Source organism: Salmonella sp. SAL00672, from assembly GCF_046552175.1.
Classification (GTDB): domain Bacteria; phylum Pseudomonadota; class Gammaproteobacteria; order Enterobacterales; family Enterobacteriaceae; genus Salmonella; species Salmonella enterica.
In genome coordinates, this window is record NZ_JBGDUQ010000001.1 from 886,869 (window position 1) to 904,686 (window position 17,818).

The 17,818-nt window shown below is 55.2% G+C and carries 19 protein-coding genes and 1 riboswitch; of the genes, 7 read left to right on the plus strand and 12 right to left on the minus strand.

Going from position 1 to position 17,818, the window contains the following annotated elements; translation table 11 throughout:
• The 12 genes from ACLJTG_RS04670 to pduF form a co-directional block, all read right to left on the minus strand.
• Positions 1-792 (minus strand): cobalt-precorrin-6A reductase, encoded by a 792-nt coding sequence (locus ACLJTG_RS04670; protein ID WP_001001975.1) that lies wholly within the window; start codon positions 790-792, stop codon positions 1-3.
• The gene (locus tag ACLJTG_RS04675; RefSeq protein WP_000953643.1) at positions 789-1,514 is read right to left on the minus strand and encodes a precorrin-3B C(17)-methyltransferase; all 726 of its coding nucleotides are present in this window, start codon (positions 1,512-1,514) and stop codon (positions 789-791) included. Before ACLJTG_RS04675 ends, ACLJTG_RS04670 begins: the two co-directional genes overlap by 4 nt.
• The gene (cbiG, locus tag ACLJTG_RS04680; protein WP_001098927.1) at positions 1,514-2,569 is read right to left on the minus strand and encodes a cobalt-precorrin 5A hydrolase; all 1,056 of its coding nucleotides are present in this window, start codon (positions 2,567-2,569) and stop codon (positions 1,514-1,516) included. The genes ACLJTG_RS04675 and cbiG overlap by 1 nt, the downstream gene beginning before the upstream one ends.
• Positions 2,550-3,323: a cobalt-precorrin-4 methyltransferase gene (locus tag ACLJTG_RS04685; RefSeq protein WP_023226670.1), complete on the minus strand. Its 774-nt coding sequence runs from the start codon at positions 3,321-3,323 to the stop codon at positions 2,550-2,552. Before ACLJTG_RS04685 ends, cbiG begins: the two co-directional genes overlap by 20 nt.
• Entirely contained in the window at positions 3,307-3,885 is a 579-nt protein-coding gene (locus ACLJTG_RS04690; RefSeq protein ID WP_061383541.1) for a decarboxylating cobalt-precorrin-6B (C(15))-methyltransferase, read from the minus strand. The genes ACLJTG_RS04685 and ACLJTG_RS04690 overlap by 17 nt, the downstream gene beginning before the upstream one ends.
• Positions 3,875-4,480, minus strand: a complete 606-nt coding sequence (locus ACLJTG_RS04695) for a cobalt-precorrin-7 (C(5))-methyltransferase (RefSeq protein ID WP_000958839.1) — start codon at positions 4,478-4,480, stop codon at positions 3,875-3,877. Before ACLJTG_RS04695 ends, ACLJTG_RS04690 begins: the two co-directional genes overlap by 11 nt.
• The gene (gene cbiD, locus ACLJTG_RS04700; protein WP_001292910.1) at positions 4,474-5,613 is read right to left on the minus strand and encodes a cobalt-precorrin-5B (C(1))-methyltransferase CbiD; all 1,140 of its coding nucleotides are present in this window, start codon (positions 5,611-5,613) and stop codon (positions 4,474-4,476) included. The genes ACLJTG_RS04695 and cbiD overlap by 7 nt, the downstream gene beginning before the upstream one ends.
• Positions 5,613-6,245, minus strand: coding sequence for a cobalt-precorrin-8 methylmutase (locus ACLJTG_RS04705; protein WP_000558988.1), 633 nt, complete (start codon positions 6,243-6,245; stop codon positions 5,613-5,615). The genes cbiD and ACLJTG_RS04705 overlap by 1 nt, the downstream gene beginning before the upstream one ends.
• A gap of 10 nt (positions 6,246-6,255) precedes the next feature.
• Entirely contained in the window at positions 6,256-7,215 is a 960-nt protein-coding gene (cbiB, locus tag ACLJTG_RS04710) for an adenosylcobinamide-phosphate synthase CbiB (RefSeq protein WP_000153660.1), read from the minus strand.
• Complete coding sequence (locus tag ACLJTG_RS04715) at positions 7,212-8,591, minus strand: cobyrinate a,c-diamide synthase (protein WP_000741252.1); 1,380 nt, start codon at positions 8,589-8,591, stop codon at positions 7,212-7,214. The genes cbiB and ACLJTG_RS04715 overlap by 4 nt, the downstream gene beginning before the upstream one ends.
• Positions 8,592-8,687: 96 nt before the next feature.
• Positions 8,688-8,863, minus strand: a riboswitch (cobalamin riboswitch).
• 325 nt (positions 8,864-9,188) lie between these two features.
• Positions 9,189-10,100, minus strand: a complete 912-nt coding sequence (gene pocR, locus ACLJTG_RS04720; RefSeq protein ID WP_000622326.1) for a transcriptional regulator PocR — start codon at positions 10,098-10,100, stop codon at positions 9,189-9,191.
• A 216-nt stretch (positions 10,101-10,316) separates the two neighbouring features.
• Entirely contained in the window at positions 10,317-11,111 is a 795-nt protein-coding gene (gene pduF / locus ACLJTG_RS04725) for a propanediol diffusion facilitator PduF (RefSeq protein ID WP_001000023.1), read from the minus strand.
• A 524-nt stretch (positions 11,112-11,635) separates the two neighbouring features.
• Between pduF and pduA the strand changes: the two genes are divergently transcribed.
• The 7 genes from pduA to pduH are packed head-to-tail and all read left to right on the plus strand — an operon-like array spanning position 11,636 to position 17,815.
• Entirely contained in the window at positions 11,636-11,920 is a 285-nt protein-coding gene (pduA, locus tag ACLJTG_RS04730) for a propanediol utilization microcompartment protein PduA (protein ID WP_001183618.1), read from the plus strand.
• Entirely contained in the window at positions 11,917-12,729 is an 813-nt protein-coding gene (pduB, locus tag ACLJTG_RS04735) for a propanediol utilization microcompartment protein PduB (RefSeq protein WP_000097500.1), read from the plus strand. The genes pduA and pduB overlap by 4 nt, the downstream gene beginning before the upstream one ends.
• A gap of 18 nt (positions 12,730-12,747) precedes the next feature.
• On the plus strand, positions 12,748-14,412 hold the full coding sequence (pduC, locus tag ACLJTG_RS04740; RefSeq protein WP_001256899.1) for a propanediol dehydratase large subunit PduC: 1,665 nt from the start codon (positions 12,748-12,750) through the stop codon (positions 14,410-14,412).
• A gap of 10 nt (positions 14,413-14,422) precedes the next feature.
• Positions 14,423-15,097 (plus strand): propanediol dehydratase medium subunit PduD, encoded by a 675-nt coding sequence (pduD, locus tag ACLJTG_RS04745; protein WP_000405048.1) that lies wholly within the window; start codon positions 14,423-14,425, stop codon positions 15,095-15,097.
• A gap of 14 nt (positions 15,098-15,111) precedes the next feature.
• Positions 15,112-15,633: a propanediol dehydratase small subunit PduE gene (gene pduE, locus ACLJTG_RS04750; protein WP_001090597.1), complete on the plus strand. Its 522-nt coding sequence runs from the start codon at positions 15,112-15,114 to the stop codon at positions 15,631-15,633.
• Between the two features lie 9 nt (positions 15,634-15,642).
• Positions 15,643-17,475, plus strand: a complete 1,833-nt coding sequence (gene pduG / locus ACLJTG_RS04755) for a propanediol dehydratase reactivase alpha subunit PduG (protein ID WP_001268879.1) — start codon at positions 15,643-15,645, stop codon at positions 17,473-17,475.
• Complete coding sequence (pduH, locus tag ACLJTG_RS04760; RefSeq protein WP_039520013.1) at positions 17,465-17,815, plus strand: propanediol dehydratase reactivase beta subunit PduH; 351 nt, start codon at positions 17,465-17,467, stop codon at positions 17,813-17,815. Before pduG ends, pduH begins: the two co-directional genes overlap by 11 nt.
• The last annotated feature ends 3 nt before the right edge of the window (positions 17,816-17,818 follow it).

Genomic DNA, 17,818 nt, shown 5'->3' on the forward strand with positions numbered 1-17,818 from the left:
TTACTCCTTAGCTGCGGCCAGCCAGCGCGATAAACGCTGCGCAAAGGCGGCCTGGCTTTCCAGTAACTCATCACCCGTCACAAGCGGCGTCGGGCGCGCAATAACGATGCAGGGAATGCCCGCATCCAGACAGGGCTGAACTTTTTCCTGATATCCCCCCTCCGCGCCGGACGCTTTGGTAATGACTACGTCGGCCCGGCACTGGTGGTAAAACGCGGCGTTAAAATCAGCGCTGAACGGCCCACACAGAGCGAAAATTTCTCCAACGCCGAACCCCAGTTCGCTGCAGCGTTGAATCACCTCCGCCACGGGCAGTACGCGCGCCAGCAACGTTTTTTCCGCCAGCCCGGCACGCCAGACGGCCAGATCTTTACTGCCGGTCGTCAGTAACACGCGCGGACCAAAACGCCTCGCTATCTCGCAGGCATCGGCAATACTGCGCGCCGTATAGAGAAGCGGATGCGTCAGATTGCTAAGCTGCTCCGGACGCTGATAACGACTTAACAACACGCCCGCCGTTTCACAGGCGCGAAGGAGGTTATGGCTGACCATTTCTGCATAAGGATGCGACGCATCTATTACCCAGCGAGTACGGTTTTCTTTTAGCCATGCGACCATCTGCCCGTACTCCAGACGACCACAGCGCACCTGCCCTTTAATGTCGCCCGCCAGCGCTTTTCCGGCTGGCGTCGCCACAGATAAGGTGTACGCGACGTTCGCCGCATCCAGTTGTCGGCATAACGCGCGCGCATCGCTGGTGCCGCCCACCACCAGCACATCCCCCTCATTCACAGCGTGTAACCTCGCGGCGTTATCATCAGCCCATCCTGAACATAGGTCGTTTTATTACCGACGATGACCAGACTGGTCATATCTACCGGTTCAAAATCCATATCGCCGAGCGTAGTCAGCCATTTTTCCTCTTTCTTACGTCCGGCGGATTTCACCACGCCAACCGGCGTTTGCGCGCTTTTACTGGCGGCAAGCAGGTCAAACGCGCGCGCCAGATGCCCTTCGCGGCCGCGGCTGCGCGGGTTGTAAAAACAGATAACGAAGTCGGCTTCGCCTGCGGCAACAATGCGTTTTTCAATCACCGGCCACGGCGTCAGCAGGTCGCTGAGGCTGATATGACAGAAGTCGTGCATCAGCGGCGCACCCAGCAGCGAGGCGGCTGCGATACTGGCGGTCATCCCCGGAATAAGGCGAACCTCTACATCCAGCTTCTGCTTGCTCACCAGCTCCAGCACCAGTCCCGCCATGCCGTAAATACCGGCGTCGCCGCTGCTAATCAGCGCTACGTTATGCCCGGCCTGCGCCAGTTCAATAGCCGCCTGGCAGCGTTCAATTTCCTTACACATGCCGGTCTTGATCACCTGTTTGTCGCCGGTGAATGCTTTCACCAGGTGGGTGTAGGTTTTATAACCGACGACGATTTCCGCCGCCTGAAGCGCCTCAATCGCCTCCATCGTCATCATTGCCTGCGAACCGGGGCCAATACCAATTACGCTCAACATCAGTGTGCAACTCCTAAAGTAATAGTGACGCCCTGTTCTCGCAGGGTCTCGCCTAACAATTGTCCCTGGCTTAATAACCACGCTGCCGGGCCGGATACGCTGCCAACGCCCACCGTTTTTCTGACGAAGCCAGAACCGGGAAAATGGTGTTCGAATTCACGCAACGCTTCGGCGGTAAAGGTTTTAAAAGGCACGCGGCAGCAGGAGGCGAGCTGAATAAGCCCCGGCTCCCCTTTTTTGAGCGTGACGCTGCCAATCGCTTTTAACGCCAGCGGATCGAGTTTCTGCGCTTCAAGCTGACGCGCCAGTAATGTCGCTAACAGGGGAAATGGCGTATCGCGGCGACAGCCAATTCCCGCCACCACACGCTGGGGCACCAGTTTCCAGTGCAGTACGGGAAGCTCAGGGAGGTCATTACGCAAAGAGACGCAGATAAGCGCATCCAGTTCAGGCAATCGCTGCAAATCATCAACAGGGATAAAACCACGAATATCGCACTGGCCGATCTCTTCCGTTAGTTCGGCATCCCACCATAACCCCACCCGTTGATGACTGACCAACATCTGGTTAACGGTTTTTACCGCCGTGCGAAGATCGGACATGCGGGCGTTAAGCTGGAAAGCTAAGGTGTCCAACGCGGACATCTCATTGACATCCGTTGCCGTGGTAATCACCGGATCGGCGCCTAACATTCCTGCCAGGTAGCGCGTCAAGGCATTGGCCCCGCCCGCATGACCGGAAAGCAGGCTAATGACATGCTGACCACGTTCATCAATGACGACCACCGCCGGATCGCTGAACTTGTCGTTCACTAACGGCGCCAGGACACGAACGGCAATGCCGGTCGCGCCGATAAAAATAAGCGCGGTATAAGTGGTAAAAGCCTGCCGGGCGGTATTAGCGAATCCGCCATCGAAGGGAATAAATCCCTCTTCCCGCAGTTTTTCACTGGTAAAGCAGGTTAACGGCAGCATCGCGGAGAGTCTCTTTGCCAGCGCCACGCCGCCGGGCGTCAGGCAAAACAACGCAATGGATTCAGGCTTTACGGTATTCATGGCTAAAGTCCGCTGCATAAAGTCTTGAGTAGTGATACTCCTTACCCAGAAAATTCCCGACCAGAATCAGCGCCGTCTTACGGATGCCAGCATCACGTACTTTGTCGCTAATATCCGCTAACGTGCCGCGAACGGTCTGGCTTTCCGGCCAGGTAGCCTTATAGATGACCGCGACAGGCGTAGTTGCCGGATAACCGCCGGCAATGAGACGTTCCGCCACCCGATGAATACGCTGAACGGAGAGATAAATCGCCATTGACGTCTGGTGACTGGCGAACGCCTCCAGTTGTTCGCGCGCCGGTACTGGCGTACGCCCTTCCAGACGGGTAATAATGAGACTCTGCGATACCTCCGGTACGGTATATTCCACACCCAGATCTGCCGCAGCGCCGAGAAACGCGCTGACGCCAGGCACTACCTGCCAGTCGATACCACGGCGAGTTAACTCTTCGCCTTGCTCACGCACGGAGCCGTACAGCGAAACATCGCCCGTTTGCAAACGCACCACCGTTTTTCCCGCTTTCACGCCCGCGGCCATCAGCTCGATAATCTGCTCAAGATGCAGTTCGGCGCTGTCGTAGCGTTCTGCCTGCGCGGGGCAGTAATCCAGCAGTTCGGTATTGATCAGCGAACCGGCATAGATAACTACCTGCGCCTGTTGCAGCAGGCGGTAGCCTTTAAGCGTGATCAGCTCGCGATCGCCCGGCCCGGCGCCGACGAACCATACACAGCGTGGATCAAATGTCTCTGACATGGTTTTCTTCCTTCTGACAGGCGATAACAAAAACAGGATTGTTCGGTTTGAAATAGTGTCCCGCCCCCAGCGGCGTTAACGATGAAAGCTGAAGCTGTACACAGTCCATTCGACATGCGCCGATGTGGGCAATATGCGCCAGCGCGCTATGGAGGTTTTCCTGCAAGATAAAGGTCATCACCAGACGGCCACCGGGATGCAGATGACCCATCGCCCAGTCAATCAGCGCCGTCAGATGCCCGCCGCTGCCGCCCATAAACACCGCATCGGCTTTCCCGGTTATGGTCATTGGCGCTTCGCCGGGGAGAATATCGATATTGCCGCAGGCAAAGCGCTGACGATTCTCATCAAGCAGCCGTAGCGCGGCAGGATTACGCTCGATAGCCGTCACCTGCAACGAAGGAAATTGCAGCGCCGCTTCAATTGAGACGCTTCCCGTTCCCGCCCCGACGTCAATCAGGTGACTGGCGCGGTGGAGCTCAAGTTTCGACAGTGCCAGCGCCCGTACCGCCTCTTTGGTCATTGGCACGTTCTCGCCGCGCAGAAAAAGCTCATCTTTCATCCAGGATCACCACTGCATTCATTTCATAGTCGGCGTTGACCGCACTGACGGGTAGCCAGTGGATCCGCTCATTTTCCATCGCCAGATTTTCACCAATCACCATTAAGCGATGCCCTTTGCCCCGCGCGACCAGTTCCCGCGCGATTTCTCGCGGCCCGCAGCGGGCATCCGTGACCATCGCCACTTTGCGATGGCTCGCCAACTGATCGAAGCTGACGCAACGACCGTGGCTACTGGTCAACCACATGTCATTCATATCAATTCCAGCCTGTGCGCACAGATACTGTACGGCGCTGATGCCAGGGATAATGCGAACCTGTTCGATACCAAAATGCGCCACCAGGCGTGTACCGATGCCATAAAACAGCGGATCGCCGGAGGCCAGCACCACGATCCCTTTATCCCAGCGGGCGGCAATCCAGGACAACAACGCGCCAATATCCGCGCCCAGCGTAAATCGTTCGCCGCCAAACGCCGGAAACTGCGCCAAATGCCGTTTACCGCCTGCCAGCGCATCGGCGTGGTCTATCGCTTCCAGCGCCGCAGGGGTCATCAAATGCCGTCCGGCGGGCCCCATTCCCACGACCGTTAGCATTGCAGCTCCTTAGCAATCTCGTCGACGGGACGATTACTGCCGAGAATATGGTTATCAAAAGAAAACAGGATGGCGTCGCAGACAGGCGGCGTTTTGGTAAAACGCAGCATCTGCATGACTCGCAAACAAATACGCCTGGCAAGATGGTTATAGATATGCCCGAAGCCATATGCTTCAATGTGCTCCATTGCCGCTTCAGTGGTATCGCAATCGCCGACCAGGGTGAGTAACTCCAGCGGCGCGCCCAGTAAAGCTAAATGCGCGACCAGCGTTTCCATGCGCGCATCGGCAATATGGCTATGGGTATGAAAGATCCCGGCGGCGATTTTGATCAGTTTTCCAGGATGCCCCACCAGCACTATCTGGCAAAATCCCAGCCGTACCGCCTCTTCAATCATGTAGCCGACAAAATTGCTCATGGTGACGACTGCCTGTGTGTCGACGCCCATTTGTTCGCGAACAAACCGTTCGCCGTGGTTGCCCGGCACGAGTATCACCCGCGTTAATCCTGACGCCCGTTTGATCTCCAGTTCCAGCGATAGTGAGCGTTTCCAGCTTTCTTCCGACATCGGCGTCACAATGCCGGTAGTGCCAATAATGGAAATGCCGCCAAGGATGCCAAGCCGCGAGTTATACGTTTTTTGCGCCCGCACTTCGCCTTCCGGGGCAAAAATCTCCACATCGGCCCCACGCGCCGGGCCTATCGCTTCGCGCACCGCTGACTCAATGGTATGGCGCGGCGTACGATTGATGGCGGCGCTCCCGAGCGGCAGTCCAATCCCTTTACGCGTTACCGTACCAATACCTTCGCCGCCAGTGAGCGTAATCTCACCGCTGTCGTTGAGCGTAACGCGGGCAAAAATCAGCATTCCGTGCGTGGCATCCACGTCATCGCCGCCATCTTTACGAATTGCGGCTATCGCCTGCTGGCCTTCAATGTGCGGCGACTCCACGTTCAGGCATAGCGTGACGCCCGACGGCGTGACGATGGAGACCTGATGAATCAGATGTTGACGTAATACCATCAGCGCGGCGACTTTTGCCGCCGCCGTCGCGCAGGAACCGGTGGTATATCCTTTACGTAACGCTTTACCGTGGTGCCAGACCGGCGCGTCAAAAGAAAGCTCGCTCATCAGGCCTCCCGGAGATGATAGAGCAGCGCATTGACGATAGCGGCAGCCACGTTACTGCCGCCTTTACGCCCTAACGCGGCAACCGCGGGGAAATGGCTATGGGTGAGTGCCTCTTTGGACTCCGCCGCGCCGACAAAGCCTACCGGTACGCCCACCACGCCGCTCACCGTCACGTTATGTTCAAGCAAACGGAACAGGGCCGTCGGCGCATTACCGAAAACAAAGAGCTTGTTTTTCTCCTCCTCGGCGATAGCGATATCGACGGCGGCCATTGAACGGGTAATCCCCTGCGTTTGTGCGGCGCGCACCACGCGCGGATCGCTGATATAACAGCGACACTCGCCGCCAAACGTCGCCAGTAATCTTTTATTAATGCCGGACAGCGCCATCGTGGTATCGGTATAAATAATGCACGGATGGCGTAACGCATCACAAAGCTGCTCCAGCGCATCGGCAGAGAACCACAAAATGTCCAGCCAGTCGAAATCGGCGGTGGTATGAATAACCCGCTTGATAATGGCCTCATGGAGCGGACTGGCGAAACGGTAATCAGGACGCGTTTCGCGAATAATGTCGCTAATAATGGTGAAACTGTTGGCCTCAATGGTTTGGGGCTGCTGGATATAATGCATACTGTCGTCCTCAGGCCACGCCAGATAACCCGCACCGCGCCGCAATAAACAGCGCCAGCGCCAGGGTTGAAGCGACCCACATCAATCGAATCGTTCGGGAAATATCGTCCACGGAAATATCGCGCTGCGCGTCGCCTATCCAGGGCTTGTCCACACGCTCGCCAAAGTAGTTATTTGGGCCGCCGAGCTGGATACCTAAGGCGCCGGCCACACACGCTTCCGACCAGGCGCAATTTGGGCTACTGTGGTTATAACGGTCACGCCAGCCAATACGCAGCGCACGCCAACCACTCAGGCGACACAGTCCTGCCGCAATGCCCAGCAACAGCCAGCTCAGTCGGGCAGGAAGATAGTTCGCTACGTCGTCCATACGGGCGCTGACCATACCAATCGCCCGGTATTTTTCATGTTTGTAGCCCACCATTGAATCCAGGGTATTGACGGCTTTGTAGGCCATCGCCAGCGGCGCGCCGCCGAGAAAGAGGAAAAAGAGCGGCGCGATAATGCCGTCAACGGTGTTTTCTGCAACCGTTTCCACCACGCCGCGATTGATCTGCGCTGGCTGAAGTTGCGACGTATCGCGCCCGACGATCCAGGAGAGTTTTATTCGGCTTTCCGCAAGGTCGTTCTCCCGCAACGGTCGTTCAACCTCCTGCGCGGCGCGGGCCAGAGAGCGTCCGGCCAGCGTGGTAAAGATCATCCAGACTTCGACGCTCCAGCCAAACCAGGGGTGAATCCGCTGCGCCAGCGCCAGTACGCCCCATGCCACGCCCCAGGTCGCCCCGACAACCACAACCCACATTACGCCGCCGCCAATCCGCAGCGCTTTATCGCCGGGACAATAGCGACGCACAATACGCTGCACAAACGTAATTAATCGGCCTATCCAGCGTACCGGATGGGGCCAGTGTTGAGGGTCGCCGATGATAAAATCCAGCACCCAGGCGATACACCAGGCAAGGATCGTCATAATACGCGCCTCGCCGCCGCCAGCCAGTGCTGCAACATTTCCGGACGCTGGGCGAAATGGACGTGCAGATAGCTGGCAAACGTGTTGCCTGTCTGCCAGCCGCCAGTCCATTCCTGTAACACGCGGCCATCGCGAACCTTACGACAGGCCATAACGGCGGGTGTTTCGGGGATAAAATCTGAGTAGTGAAATTCATGGCCGCGCACTATCTCGCCAGGCGCCGCCAATAGCGTTGGCTGCATAGCCTGCGCCTCACAGTAGCCAAAGCGGGTAAGTCGCTTACCCATTTTGCTGTGACCGGGGATAATATTCGCCATCTGATGAATTTCCCCACCGCTATCCTCCAGAGTGCTCCCCAGATACATCAGACCGCCACACTCCGCGTAAATCGCCACGCCGCGCTGATGCGCCGCCCGCAAATGTTTTAACATCGCCGTATTTGCCGCCAGATCCGCGGCGTATAATTCAGGATATCCACCGCCCAGCCAGATCATCTGACAATCAGGCAATGCGCGGTCATGCAGTGGGCTAAAACGCACAATGTTAACGCCGGCACGCTCCAGAAAATCGATGTTATCGGGATAATAAAAGTTAAAGGCCTCATCATCCGCCAGAGCAAGCGTCAGCCCTGCCCCCGCTGTGTTATCGGGGCGCTCAGGCCACATTCCCGTCGGAAGCGCTGATAACACGCTCAGCGAGAGTAGCGCATCCACATCCACTGTTTGTTCCAGCGAGGCGGCAAAATCATGCCATGATTGCTGATTGACGAGGGATTCTCTGGCGGTAATCAACCCCAGGTGGCGTTCAGGTAATGCGACGCCGTCGCAAGGAGGAACATACCCCAGTACCGGCAGTGAGCAATAATGTTCAATGGCATTTTTGAGGAGCTGATAGTGGGCGTCGCTAGTGACGCGATTCACAATCACGCCCGCGAGGTTGAGGGTCGGGTCGAAGTGCTGAAATCCCATAACGGTAGCCGCAAGCGACGTTGAAACAGCCTTGCCGTCCACCAGTAGGATGACCGGGCAACCAAGCTGTTTGGCCATCGCGGCTGTGCTGCAGTAATTGGGGTCGACGCCATAGCCGTCATACAGCCCCATGACGCCTTCAATGACAGCGATATCCGCCTGCCGCATTTGTTCGCAAAATAAGGCGTTGAGAACAGGAGGAGGAAGCATGAAACTGTCAAGATTACGGGACGCCACGCCACAGATAGCGGTATGCCAGCCGGTATCAAGGTAATCTGGCCCAACTTTAAACGGCTGTACGCGCAGCGCGCGTTTTTGCAGCAGCCTCAACAAACCAAGCGTCACCGTGGTTTTGCCGCAACCGCTTCCTGTGCCTGCAAGAATAAATGCGTGATGCCTTGCCGCCATTACCCTGATCCTGTTCAGGGTGGTAGGGGTATACAGGTACGCGCATGTTCAGTCTTTCGACTGTACGCGTCTTCGCAACCCACTTCCCACCGAAGTTGTTGGTTATCACCGACAGGCAGGTCTTCTGGCTTAGCGTCCTCCTCGCCCGTCCTTCCCAATCTTGCGATCAGTGGTCTTTACGGGGTCGTCAGCATCACAGCAGCGGGGGCTGCGGGGGATTTTCACCCCCTTCCCTACCACAAATGTGGCAAACCTGTTGGTTTACGTTATGGCTGTACGGCACACCCATAACGGCAATTAATAATGTGCTACGTTTTACATTTCTGTGAGCAATAGCCTGAGCGGTTGCTCATCTGACGTTAATCTACTCATCCTTATCGGTATATTGACGATAAAACGTATCGACAAAGCGTAATAAAACTTATCTTTCCTGACACTGTACTTCATCACAAAAATAAAAACTGGTGCAGTTTATGCCCTAAATTTTATTATTTTGTTGCGCTATGACAATTTATTGTTACACCAGATAAATTTTCTTTCTGAAATGATTAAGATACAAAAGACTATCAAAAATCGGCAATAGCAAAATATTGCTATTCATAACGATGGAGGATGAGAATTCTCATTTATCTGCTGGCGATAAGCCTGCGGCGTAACCTGATAGGTCTGGCGGAAGACTTTGCAAAAATAGCTGGTTTGCGAAAAGCCTAAATTACGCGCAATACTGGCAATACTCCAGTCACTATGGCAAAGCAATTCTCTGGCGCTAACCATTCTCTGGCGGTTTACCCACGCATTAAATCCGATTCCCTGATATTTCTTGAATAGCTTACTGAAGTAATAGGGGCTGAGATAGACATGTGAGGCGACATCCTCAAGACGAAGATCGTCGGACAAATGCGCATCAATATAGCGAAGCGCTTTTTTCATTTTACTGTCATGCGGAGTGGGACCACGAGTGGTTTTATTTGCCTCCGATTGCTGCGGATTGTCTTTGATAACCACGAAATTGAGCTGTTTTTTCAGGCAATTCTCAACTATCAGTTTAAGAAGATCGGCGGAAGCGATAACGCGTGAATAGTCCATCTCTGGCACATTCCGAAATTCATTCAAGAGCTCAGGATCAGCCTGCCAGCGATCGTCGACATTAAGAATGTTTACCAGCTCCACGTCATTACTTAAACGAACCTGCCCGCATAAAACAAAGCCAACTAAATGCCCTGCGATTACCAGCGGAATAGAAAAATCCGTTAGACCGGCATGACAACGATAAATACAGGGTTGATCGGACTTCGATGCCTCCAGTCCCCCGCAGCGATCGCTCATACGACAACGTGTACTATGCTGGGGATGCTGCCGCATCAACTGACAAAACGGCGTGAAATTGAATAGCTCAGATATTTCATCACCATGAATATTGACAACCACAACCGCCAGACCGGTGGCTTGTGCAAAATCCTGTGCGATTTTATTAATGAGTTCTGAGTTCAGAGCGCTCGCAGAAATCATGATAAAACCCCTCAGTTAATTTATTGTTATAAACAAAACACATTATTTACATTCACTTTTTATTAGCATTATCCTGGCCCTGATAAAAAGTACAATGACAATATCAAAAGTCTCCCATTGCTGGGAGACGTTTTGATCAGTTCGTGAAAGCAGATCACGAAATTATCTCACCTGTTTTTACGATACATCATTGCTGTGAATCTGGTTCGCATTTTCTTACAGTTCACAGCGGTTACAAGGTAAATTCTTACCAATAAAATAGCGATATATGGCTGCTCCGGCACAGGCGCCGATAACAGGCGCGACAATCGGCACGATAAAATAAGGGATCTCTCGCCCACCGCTCATCGCCATGTTCCCCCACCCCGCTAACCATGTGAACAGTTTGGGACCGAAATCACGCGCCGGGTTCATTGCAAAACCGGTAAGGGGTCCAGTAGACGCGCCGATAACGGCAACCAATATCCCAATAAGCAAAGGCGCAAGCGGCCCTTTAGGAATGCCATTGCCATCATCCGTCAATGCCATGATCATGCCCATCAGAATCGACGTAATGACCACTTCCACCAACGCAGCCTGCCATACATTTAGCGCTGCGGCCGGATAGGTACTGAAAATGCTGGCTAATTGCAAACTTTCGACGCTACCGCGCACCATATGATGCGCAGTCTCAAATTCAGTAAAAAGGCTACTATAAAGCACATACGCCAGCAGAGCGCCGCCAAAAGCGCCGGCAAACTGGGCAATAATATAAGGCAATACTTTCTGTTTGGGGAAGCAGGCAAACAGCCACAGCGCAATCGTCACCGCAGGGTTAAGATGTCCGCCGGAGATGCCGGCCGTAAGGTAAACGGCCAGTGAAATTCCAAGCCCCCAAATAATGCAAATCTCCCATAATCCGAGGCTGGCGCCTGCGACTTTGAGCGCGCTCAAACAACCGATACCAAAAAACAAAAAGAGTCCGGTGCCTAAAAATTCCGCACCACATTGCGCCTTTAGAGAATCATTCATGTGACACCTTCTGAGCAAAGTTCGTGTCCTGGCCAGCGCAAGTTTCGGCTGGCGGTAGAGTACAGCTAACCTCACTATAAAAAGTGCCGCCTGTAAATTGTTGGCAACCTGCGGGCCTGCCTTCCGGAAAAATCGTGTTGCGATAGCAAAATTTTGCTTTTCCGATATTTTTATCAGCCCATCACACGGGAAATTTGAGCTATAAAATACGCCTGTTGAAATAATAAAATATTGCACAAGCCAACTTATCAATTTCGAATAAACATCACATTTTGCGTCTTTCGCCATATCAAATAAAAATACTCTCGTCACTAACAAAAATGTAAAAATGAAATAATAAAAACAAAATAATCATATAGACAATAATAAATTAAATATTGATTATCAATGAGTTATAAAAATAAAAGGCAATTTAGTCATATTGCTTTCTCATTATTTTCTGATGCTCAACAGCAAGTCAGCCATTCTTTTTCCTCGCATCTTCTTATAGTCCCAACTATCGGAACACTCCATGCGAGGTCTTTATGCAACAAGAAGCACTAGGAATGGTAGAAACCAAAGGCTTAACCGCAGCCATAGAGGCCGCTGATGCAATGGTTAAGTCAGCCAATGTGATGTTAGTGGGCTATGAAAAGATTGGCTCCGGGCTGGTAACCGTCATCGTGCGCGGCGATGTTGGCGCGGTCAAAGCGGCCACCGATGCAGGTGCCGCAGCCGCACGCAACGTGGGTGAAGTGAAAGCCGTACACGTCATCCCACGCCCTCACACCGATGTAGAAAAAATCTTACCGAAGGGAATTAGCCAATGAGCAGCAATGAGCTGGTGGAACAGATCATGGCGCAGGTGATTGCCCGTGTGGCAACGCCGGAACAACAGGCCATCCCTGGTCAACCCCAACCTATACGAGAGACGGCTATGGCAGAAAAAAGCTGCAGTTTAACGGAATTTGTCGGGACCGCCATTGGCGATACCCTGGGCCTGGTTATCGCCAACGTCGATACCGCCCTGCTGGACGCGATGAAGCTTGAGAAGCGCTATCGTTCCATCGGTATTCTCGGCGCCCGCACCGGCGCAGGCCCGCACATTATGGCGGCGGACGAAGCGGTGAAAGCCACCAACACCGAAGTGGTCAGCATTGAGCTGCCGCGCGATACCAAAGGCGGAGCGGGCCACGGTTCGCTGATTATTTTAGGCGGTAACGATGTATCCGACGTCAAGCGCGGTATCGAAGTCGCGCTGAAAGAGCTGGACCGCACCTTCGGCGATGTTTACGGCAACGAAGCCGGGCATATCGAGCTGCAGTACACCGCTCGCGCCAGCTACGCCCTGGAAAAAGCGTTCGGCGCACCGATTGGCCGTGCCTGCGGCGTCATCGTCGGCGCTCCGGCTTCCGTCGGCGTACTGATGGCCGATACCGCCCTGAAGTCAGCCAACGTTGAAGTCGTGGCGTACAGCTCTCCGGCGCACGGCACCAGCTTTAGTAACGAAGCCATTCTGGTGATTTCCGGCGACTCCGGCGCGGTCCGTCAGGCGGTGACCTCCGCCCGCGAAATCGGCAAAACCGTCCTTGCGACCCTCGGTTCTGAACCGAAAAACGATCGCCCGTCCTACATCTGATACCCACGAGGCTGATTCATGAGATCGAAAAGATTTGAAGCACTGGCGAAACGCCCTGTGAATCAGGACGGCTTTGTTAAGGAGTGGATCGAAGAAGGCTTTATCGCGATGGAAAGCCCGAACGACCCAAAACCGTCGATAAAAATCGTTAACGGCGCGGTAACCGAGCTGGACGGAAAACCGGTTAGCGAATTCGACCTGATCGACCACTTTATCGCCCGCTACGGCATCAACCTGAACCGCGCCGAAGAAGTGATGGCGATGGATTCGGTCAAGCTTGCCAATATGCTGTGCGATCCTAACGTCAAGCGCAGCGAAATCGTTCCGCTGACCACCGCCATGACCCCGGCGAAAATTGTTGAAGTGGTTTCGCATATGAACGTCGTCGAAATGATGATGTCGATGCAGAAAATGCGCGCTCGCCGCACGCCGTCTCAGCAGGCGCACGTCACCAACGTTAAAGACAACCCGGTGCAAATCGCCGCCGACGCCGCCGAAGGCGCATGGCGCGGGTTTGACGAACAAGAAACCACGGTTGCGGTAGCACGCTACGCGCCGTTCAACGCCATCGCGCTGTTGGTCGGCTCTCAGGTTGGTCGTCCGGGCGTACTGACGCAGTGCTCACTGGAAGAAGCCACCGAGCTGAAGCTCGGCATGCTGGGCCACACCTGCTACGCCGAAACCATCTCCGTTTACGGCACCGAGCCGGTCTTCACCGACGGTGACGATACACCATGGTCGAAGGGCTTCTTAGCCTCTTCCTACGCCTCTCGCGGCCTGAAAATGCGCTTCACCTCCGGTTCTGGCTCCGAAGTGCAGATGGGCTACGCCGAAGGCAAATCCATGCTGTATCTGGAAGCGCGCTGCATCTATATCACCAAAGCGGCTGGCGTTCAGGGTCTGCAAAACGGCTCCGTAAGCTGCATCGGCGTACCGTCTGCCGTGCCGTCAGGCATTCGTGCTGTGCTGGCGGAAAACCTGATCTGCTCTTCGCTGGATCTGGAATGCGCCTCCAGTAACGACCAGACCTTCACCCACTCCGATATGCGTCGTACCGCGCGCCTGCTGATGCAGTTCCTGCCGGGTACCGACTTTATCTCCTCTGGTTATTCCGCGGTGCCGAACTACGACAACATGTTCGCCGGTTCCAACGAAGATGCGGAAGACTTTGACGACTACAACGTTATCCAGCGTGACCTGAAAGTGGACGGCGGTCTGCGCCCGGTTCGCGAAGAGGACGTTATCGCCATCCGTAACAAAGCCGCCCGCGCGCTGCAGGCCGTGTTTGCCGGAATGGGACTACCGCCGATTACCGATGAAGAAGTTGAAGCCGCGACCTATGCCCACGGTTCGAAAGATATGCCGGAACGTAACATCGTCGAAGACATCAAGTTCGCCCAAGAAATCATCAATAAAAACCGCAACGGTCTGGAAGTCGTTAAAGCGCTGGCGCAGGGCGGGTTTACCGACGTGGCCCAGGACATGCTCAACATCCAGAAAGCCAAGCTAACCGGCGACTATTTGCACACCTCCGCCATTATCGTCGGCGACGGACAAGTGCTCTCTGCGGTTAATGACGTCAATGACTATGCCGGTCCGGCAACAGGTTATCGCCTGCAGGGAGAACGCTGGGAAGAGATTAAAAACATCCCTGGCGCTCTTGATCCCAACGAGATTGATTAAGGGGTGAGAAATGGAAATTAATGAAAAATTGCTGCGCCAGATAATTGAAGACGTGCTCCGCGATATGAAGGGCAGCGATAAACCCGTCTCGTTTAATGCGCCTGCGGCATCCACAGCACCACAGACCGCTGCGCCTGCGGGCGACGGCTTTCTGACCGAAGTGGGCGAAGCGCGCCAGGGCACTCAGCAGGATGAAGTCATTATCGCCGTCGGCCCGGCATTTGGCCTGGCGCAAACCGTCAATATCGTGGGCTTACCGCATAAGAGCATCCTGCGCGAAGTCATTGCCGGTATTGAAGAAGAAGGCATCAAAGCGCGCGTGATTCGCTGCTTTAAATCTTCCGACGTGGCGTTCGTCGCCGTTGAAGGTAACCGCCTGAGCGGATCCGGCATCTCCATCGGCATCCAGTCGAAAGGTACTACGGTTATCCACCAGCAGGGGCTACCGCCGCTCTCCAACCTGGAGCTGTTCCCGCAGGCACCGCTGCTGACGCTGGAAACCTACCGTCAGATTGGTAAAAACGCCGCCCGCTATGCGAAACGCGAATCACCGCAGCCGGTCCCTACGCTAAATGACCAGATGGCACGCCCGAAGTACCAGGCAAAGTCGGCCATTTTGCACATTAAAGAGACCAAGTACGTCGTGACGGGCAAAAACCCGCAGGAACTGCGCGTGGCGCTTTGATAAAGGATAACTCCATGAATACCGACGCAATTGAATCGATGGTTCGGGACGTATTGAGCCGCATGAACAGCCTGCAGGGCGATGCGCCAGCAGCGGCTCCGGCGGCAGGCGGCACGTCCCGCAGCGCAAAGGTCAGCGACTACCCGCTGGCGAACAAACACCCGGAATGGGTGAAAACCGCCACCAATAAAACGCTGGACGACTTTACGCTGGAAAACGTGCTGAGCAATAAAGTCACCGCTCAGGATATGCGCATTACCCCGGAAACCCTGCGCTTACAGGCGTCTATCGCCAAAGATGCGGGCCGCGACCGGCTGGCGATGAACTTCGAACGCGCCGCCGAACTGACCGCGGTACCGGACGATCGCATTCTTGAAATCTACAACGCCCTTCGTCCGTATCGTTCAACGAAAGAAGAGCTGCTCGCTATCGCCGACGATCTCGAAAACCGTTATCAGGCAAAGATTTGCGCAGCTTTTGTTCGTGAAGCGGCAGGGCTGTACGTTGAGCGTAAAAAACTCAAAGGCGACGATTAAGGATTTCGTATGCGATATATAGCTGGCATTGACATTGGTAACTCATCGACGGAAGTCGCACTGGCGCGGCAAGATGAGACTGGCGCACTAACGATTACACACAGCGCGCTGGCGGAAACCACCGGGATCAAAGGCACGTTGCGTAACGTGTTCGGCATTCAGGAAGCGCTCGCCCTCGTCGCAAAGCGCGCGGGGATCAATGTCAGCGATATTTCGCTCATCCGCATTAACGAAGCCACGCCGGTGATTGGCGATGTGGCGATGGAAACCATTACCGAAACCATCATCACCGAATCGACAATGATCGGCCATAACCCAAAAACGCCGGGCGGAGCAGGCCTTGGTGTGGGTATCACGATTACGCCGGAGGAGCTGTTAACCCGCCCTGCGGACTCGTCCTATATTCTGGTGGTATCGTCAGCATTCGATTTTGCCGACATCGCCAATGTTATCAACGCCTCAATGCGCGCCGGATACCAGATTACCGGCGTCATTTTGCAGCGCGACGATGGCGTGCTGGTCAGCAACCGGCTGGAAAAATCGCTGCCGATCGTTGACGAAGTGCTCTACATCGACCGCATTCCGCTGGGGATGCTGGCGGCGATTGAAGTCGCCGTGCCGGGGAAGGTTATCGAGACCCTCTCCAACCCTTACGGCATCGCCACCGTATTCAACCTCAACGCCGATGAGACGAAAAACATCGTCCCGATGGCGCGCGCGCTGATTGGCAACCGTTCCGCCGTGGTCGTTAAAACGCCATCCGGCGACGTCAAAGCGCGCGCAATACCCGCCGGTAACCTGGAGCTGCAGGCTCAGGGTCGTACCGTGCGCGTGGATGTTGCCGCCGGTGCCGAAGCTATCATGAAAGCGGTGGACGGCTGCGGCAAGCTCGACAACGTCACCGGCGAGGCCGGGACCAATATCGGCGGCATGCTGGAGCACGTACGCCAGACCATGGCCGAGCTAACCAATAAGCCCAGCAGCGAGATTTTCATTCAGGATCTTCTGGCCGTTGACACCTCGGTTCCGGTGAGCGTCACCGGCGGTCTGGCCGGGGAGTTCTCACTGGAGCAGGCCGTCGGCATCGCCTCGATGGTGAAATCAGACCGTCTGCAGATGGCGATGATTGCCCGTGAAATTGAGCAGAAGCTTAATATCGACGTGCAGATCGGCGGCGCTGAGGCTGAAGCCGCCATTCTGGGCGCGCTGACCACGCCGGGTACCACCCGACCGCTGGCGATCCTCGACCTCGGCGCGGGCTCCACCGATGCCTCCATCATCAACCCTAAAGGCGAAATCATCGCCACTCACCTCGCCGGTGCAGGCGACATGGTGACGATGATTATTGCCCGCGAGCTGGGGCTGGAAGACCGCTATCTGGCGGAAGAGATCAAAAAATACCCGCTGGCGAAGGTCGAAAGCCTGTTCCACTTACGCCACGAGGACGGCAGCGTCCAGTTCTTCCCGACGCCGCTGCCTCCCGCCGTGTTCGCCCGCGTCTGCGTGGTGAAACCGGACGAACTGGTGCCGCTTCCCGGCGACTTAGCGCTGGAAAAAGTGCGCGCCATTCGCCGCAGCGCTAAAGAACGCGTCTTTGTCACCAACGCCCTGCGCGCGCTGCGCCAGGTCAGTCCAACCGGCAACATTCGCGATATTCCGTTCGTGGTGCTGGTCGGCGGCTCGTCGCTGGATTTCGAAGTTCCTCAGTTGGTCACCGATGCGCTGGCGCACTACCGCCTGGTCGCCGGGCGAGGAAATATTCGCGGCAGCGAAGGCCCAAGAAACGCGGTGGCCACCGGCCTGATTCTCTCCTGGCACAAGGAGTTTGCGCATGGACAGTAATCACAGCGCCCCGGCCATCGTCATTACCGTTATCAACGACTGCGCCAGCCTCTGGCACGAAGTGCTGCTGGGTATCGAAGAGGAAGGCATCCCTTTCCTGCTTCAGCATCACCCGGCTGGAGATGTCGTTGACAGCGCCTGGCAGGCGGCGCGCAGCTCGCCGCTGCTGGTCGGCATCGCCTGCGATCGCCATACGCTGGTCGTACATTACAAGAATTTACCCGCATCGGCGCCGCTTTTTACGCTGATGCATCATCAGGACAGTCAGGCCCATCGCAATACCGGTAATAACGCGGCACGGCTGGTCAAAGGGATCCCTTTCCGGGATCTGAATAGCTAAGCA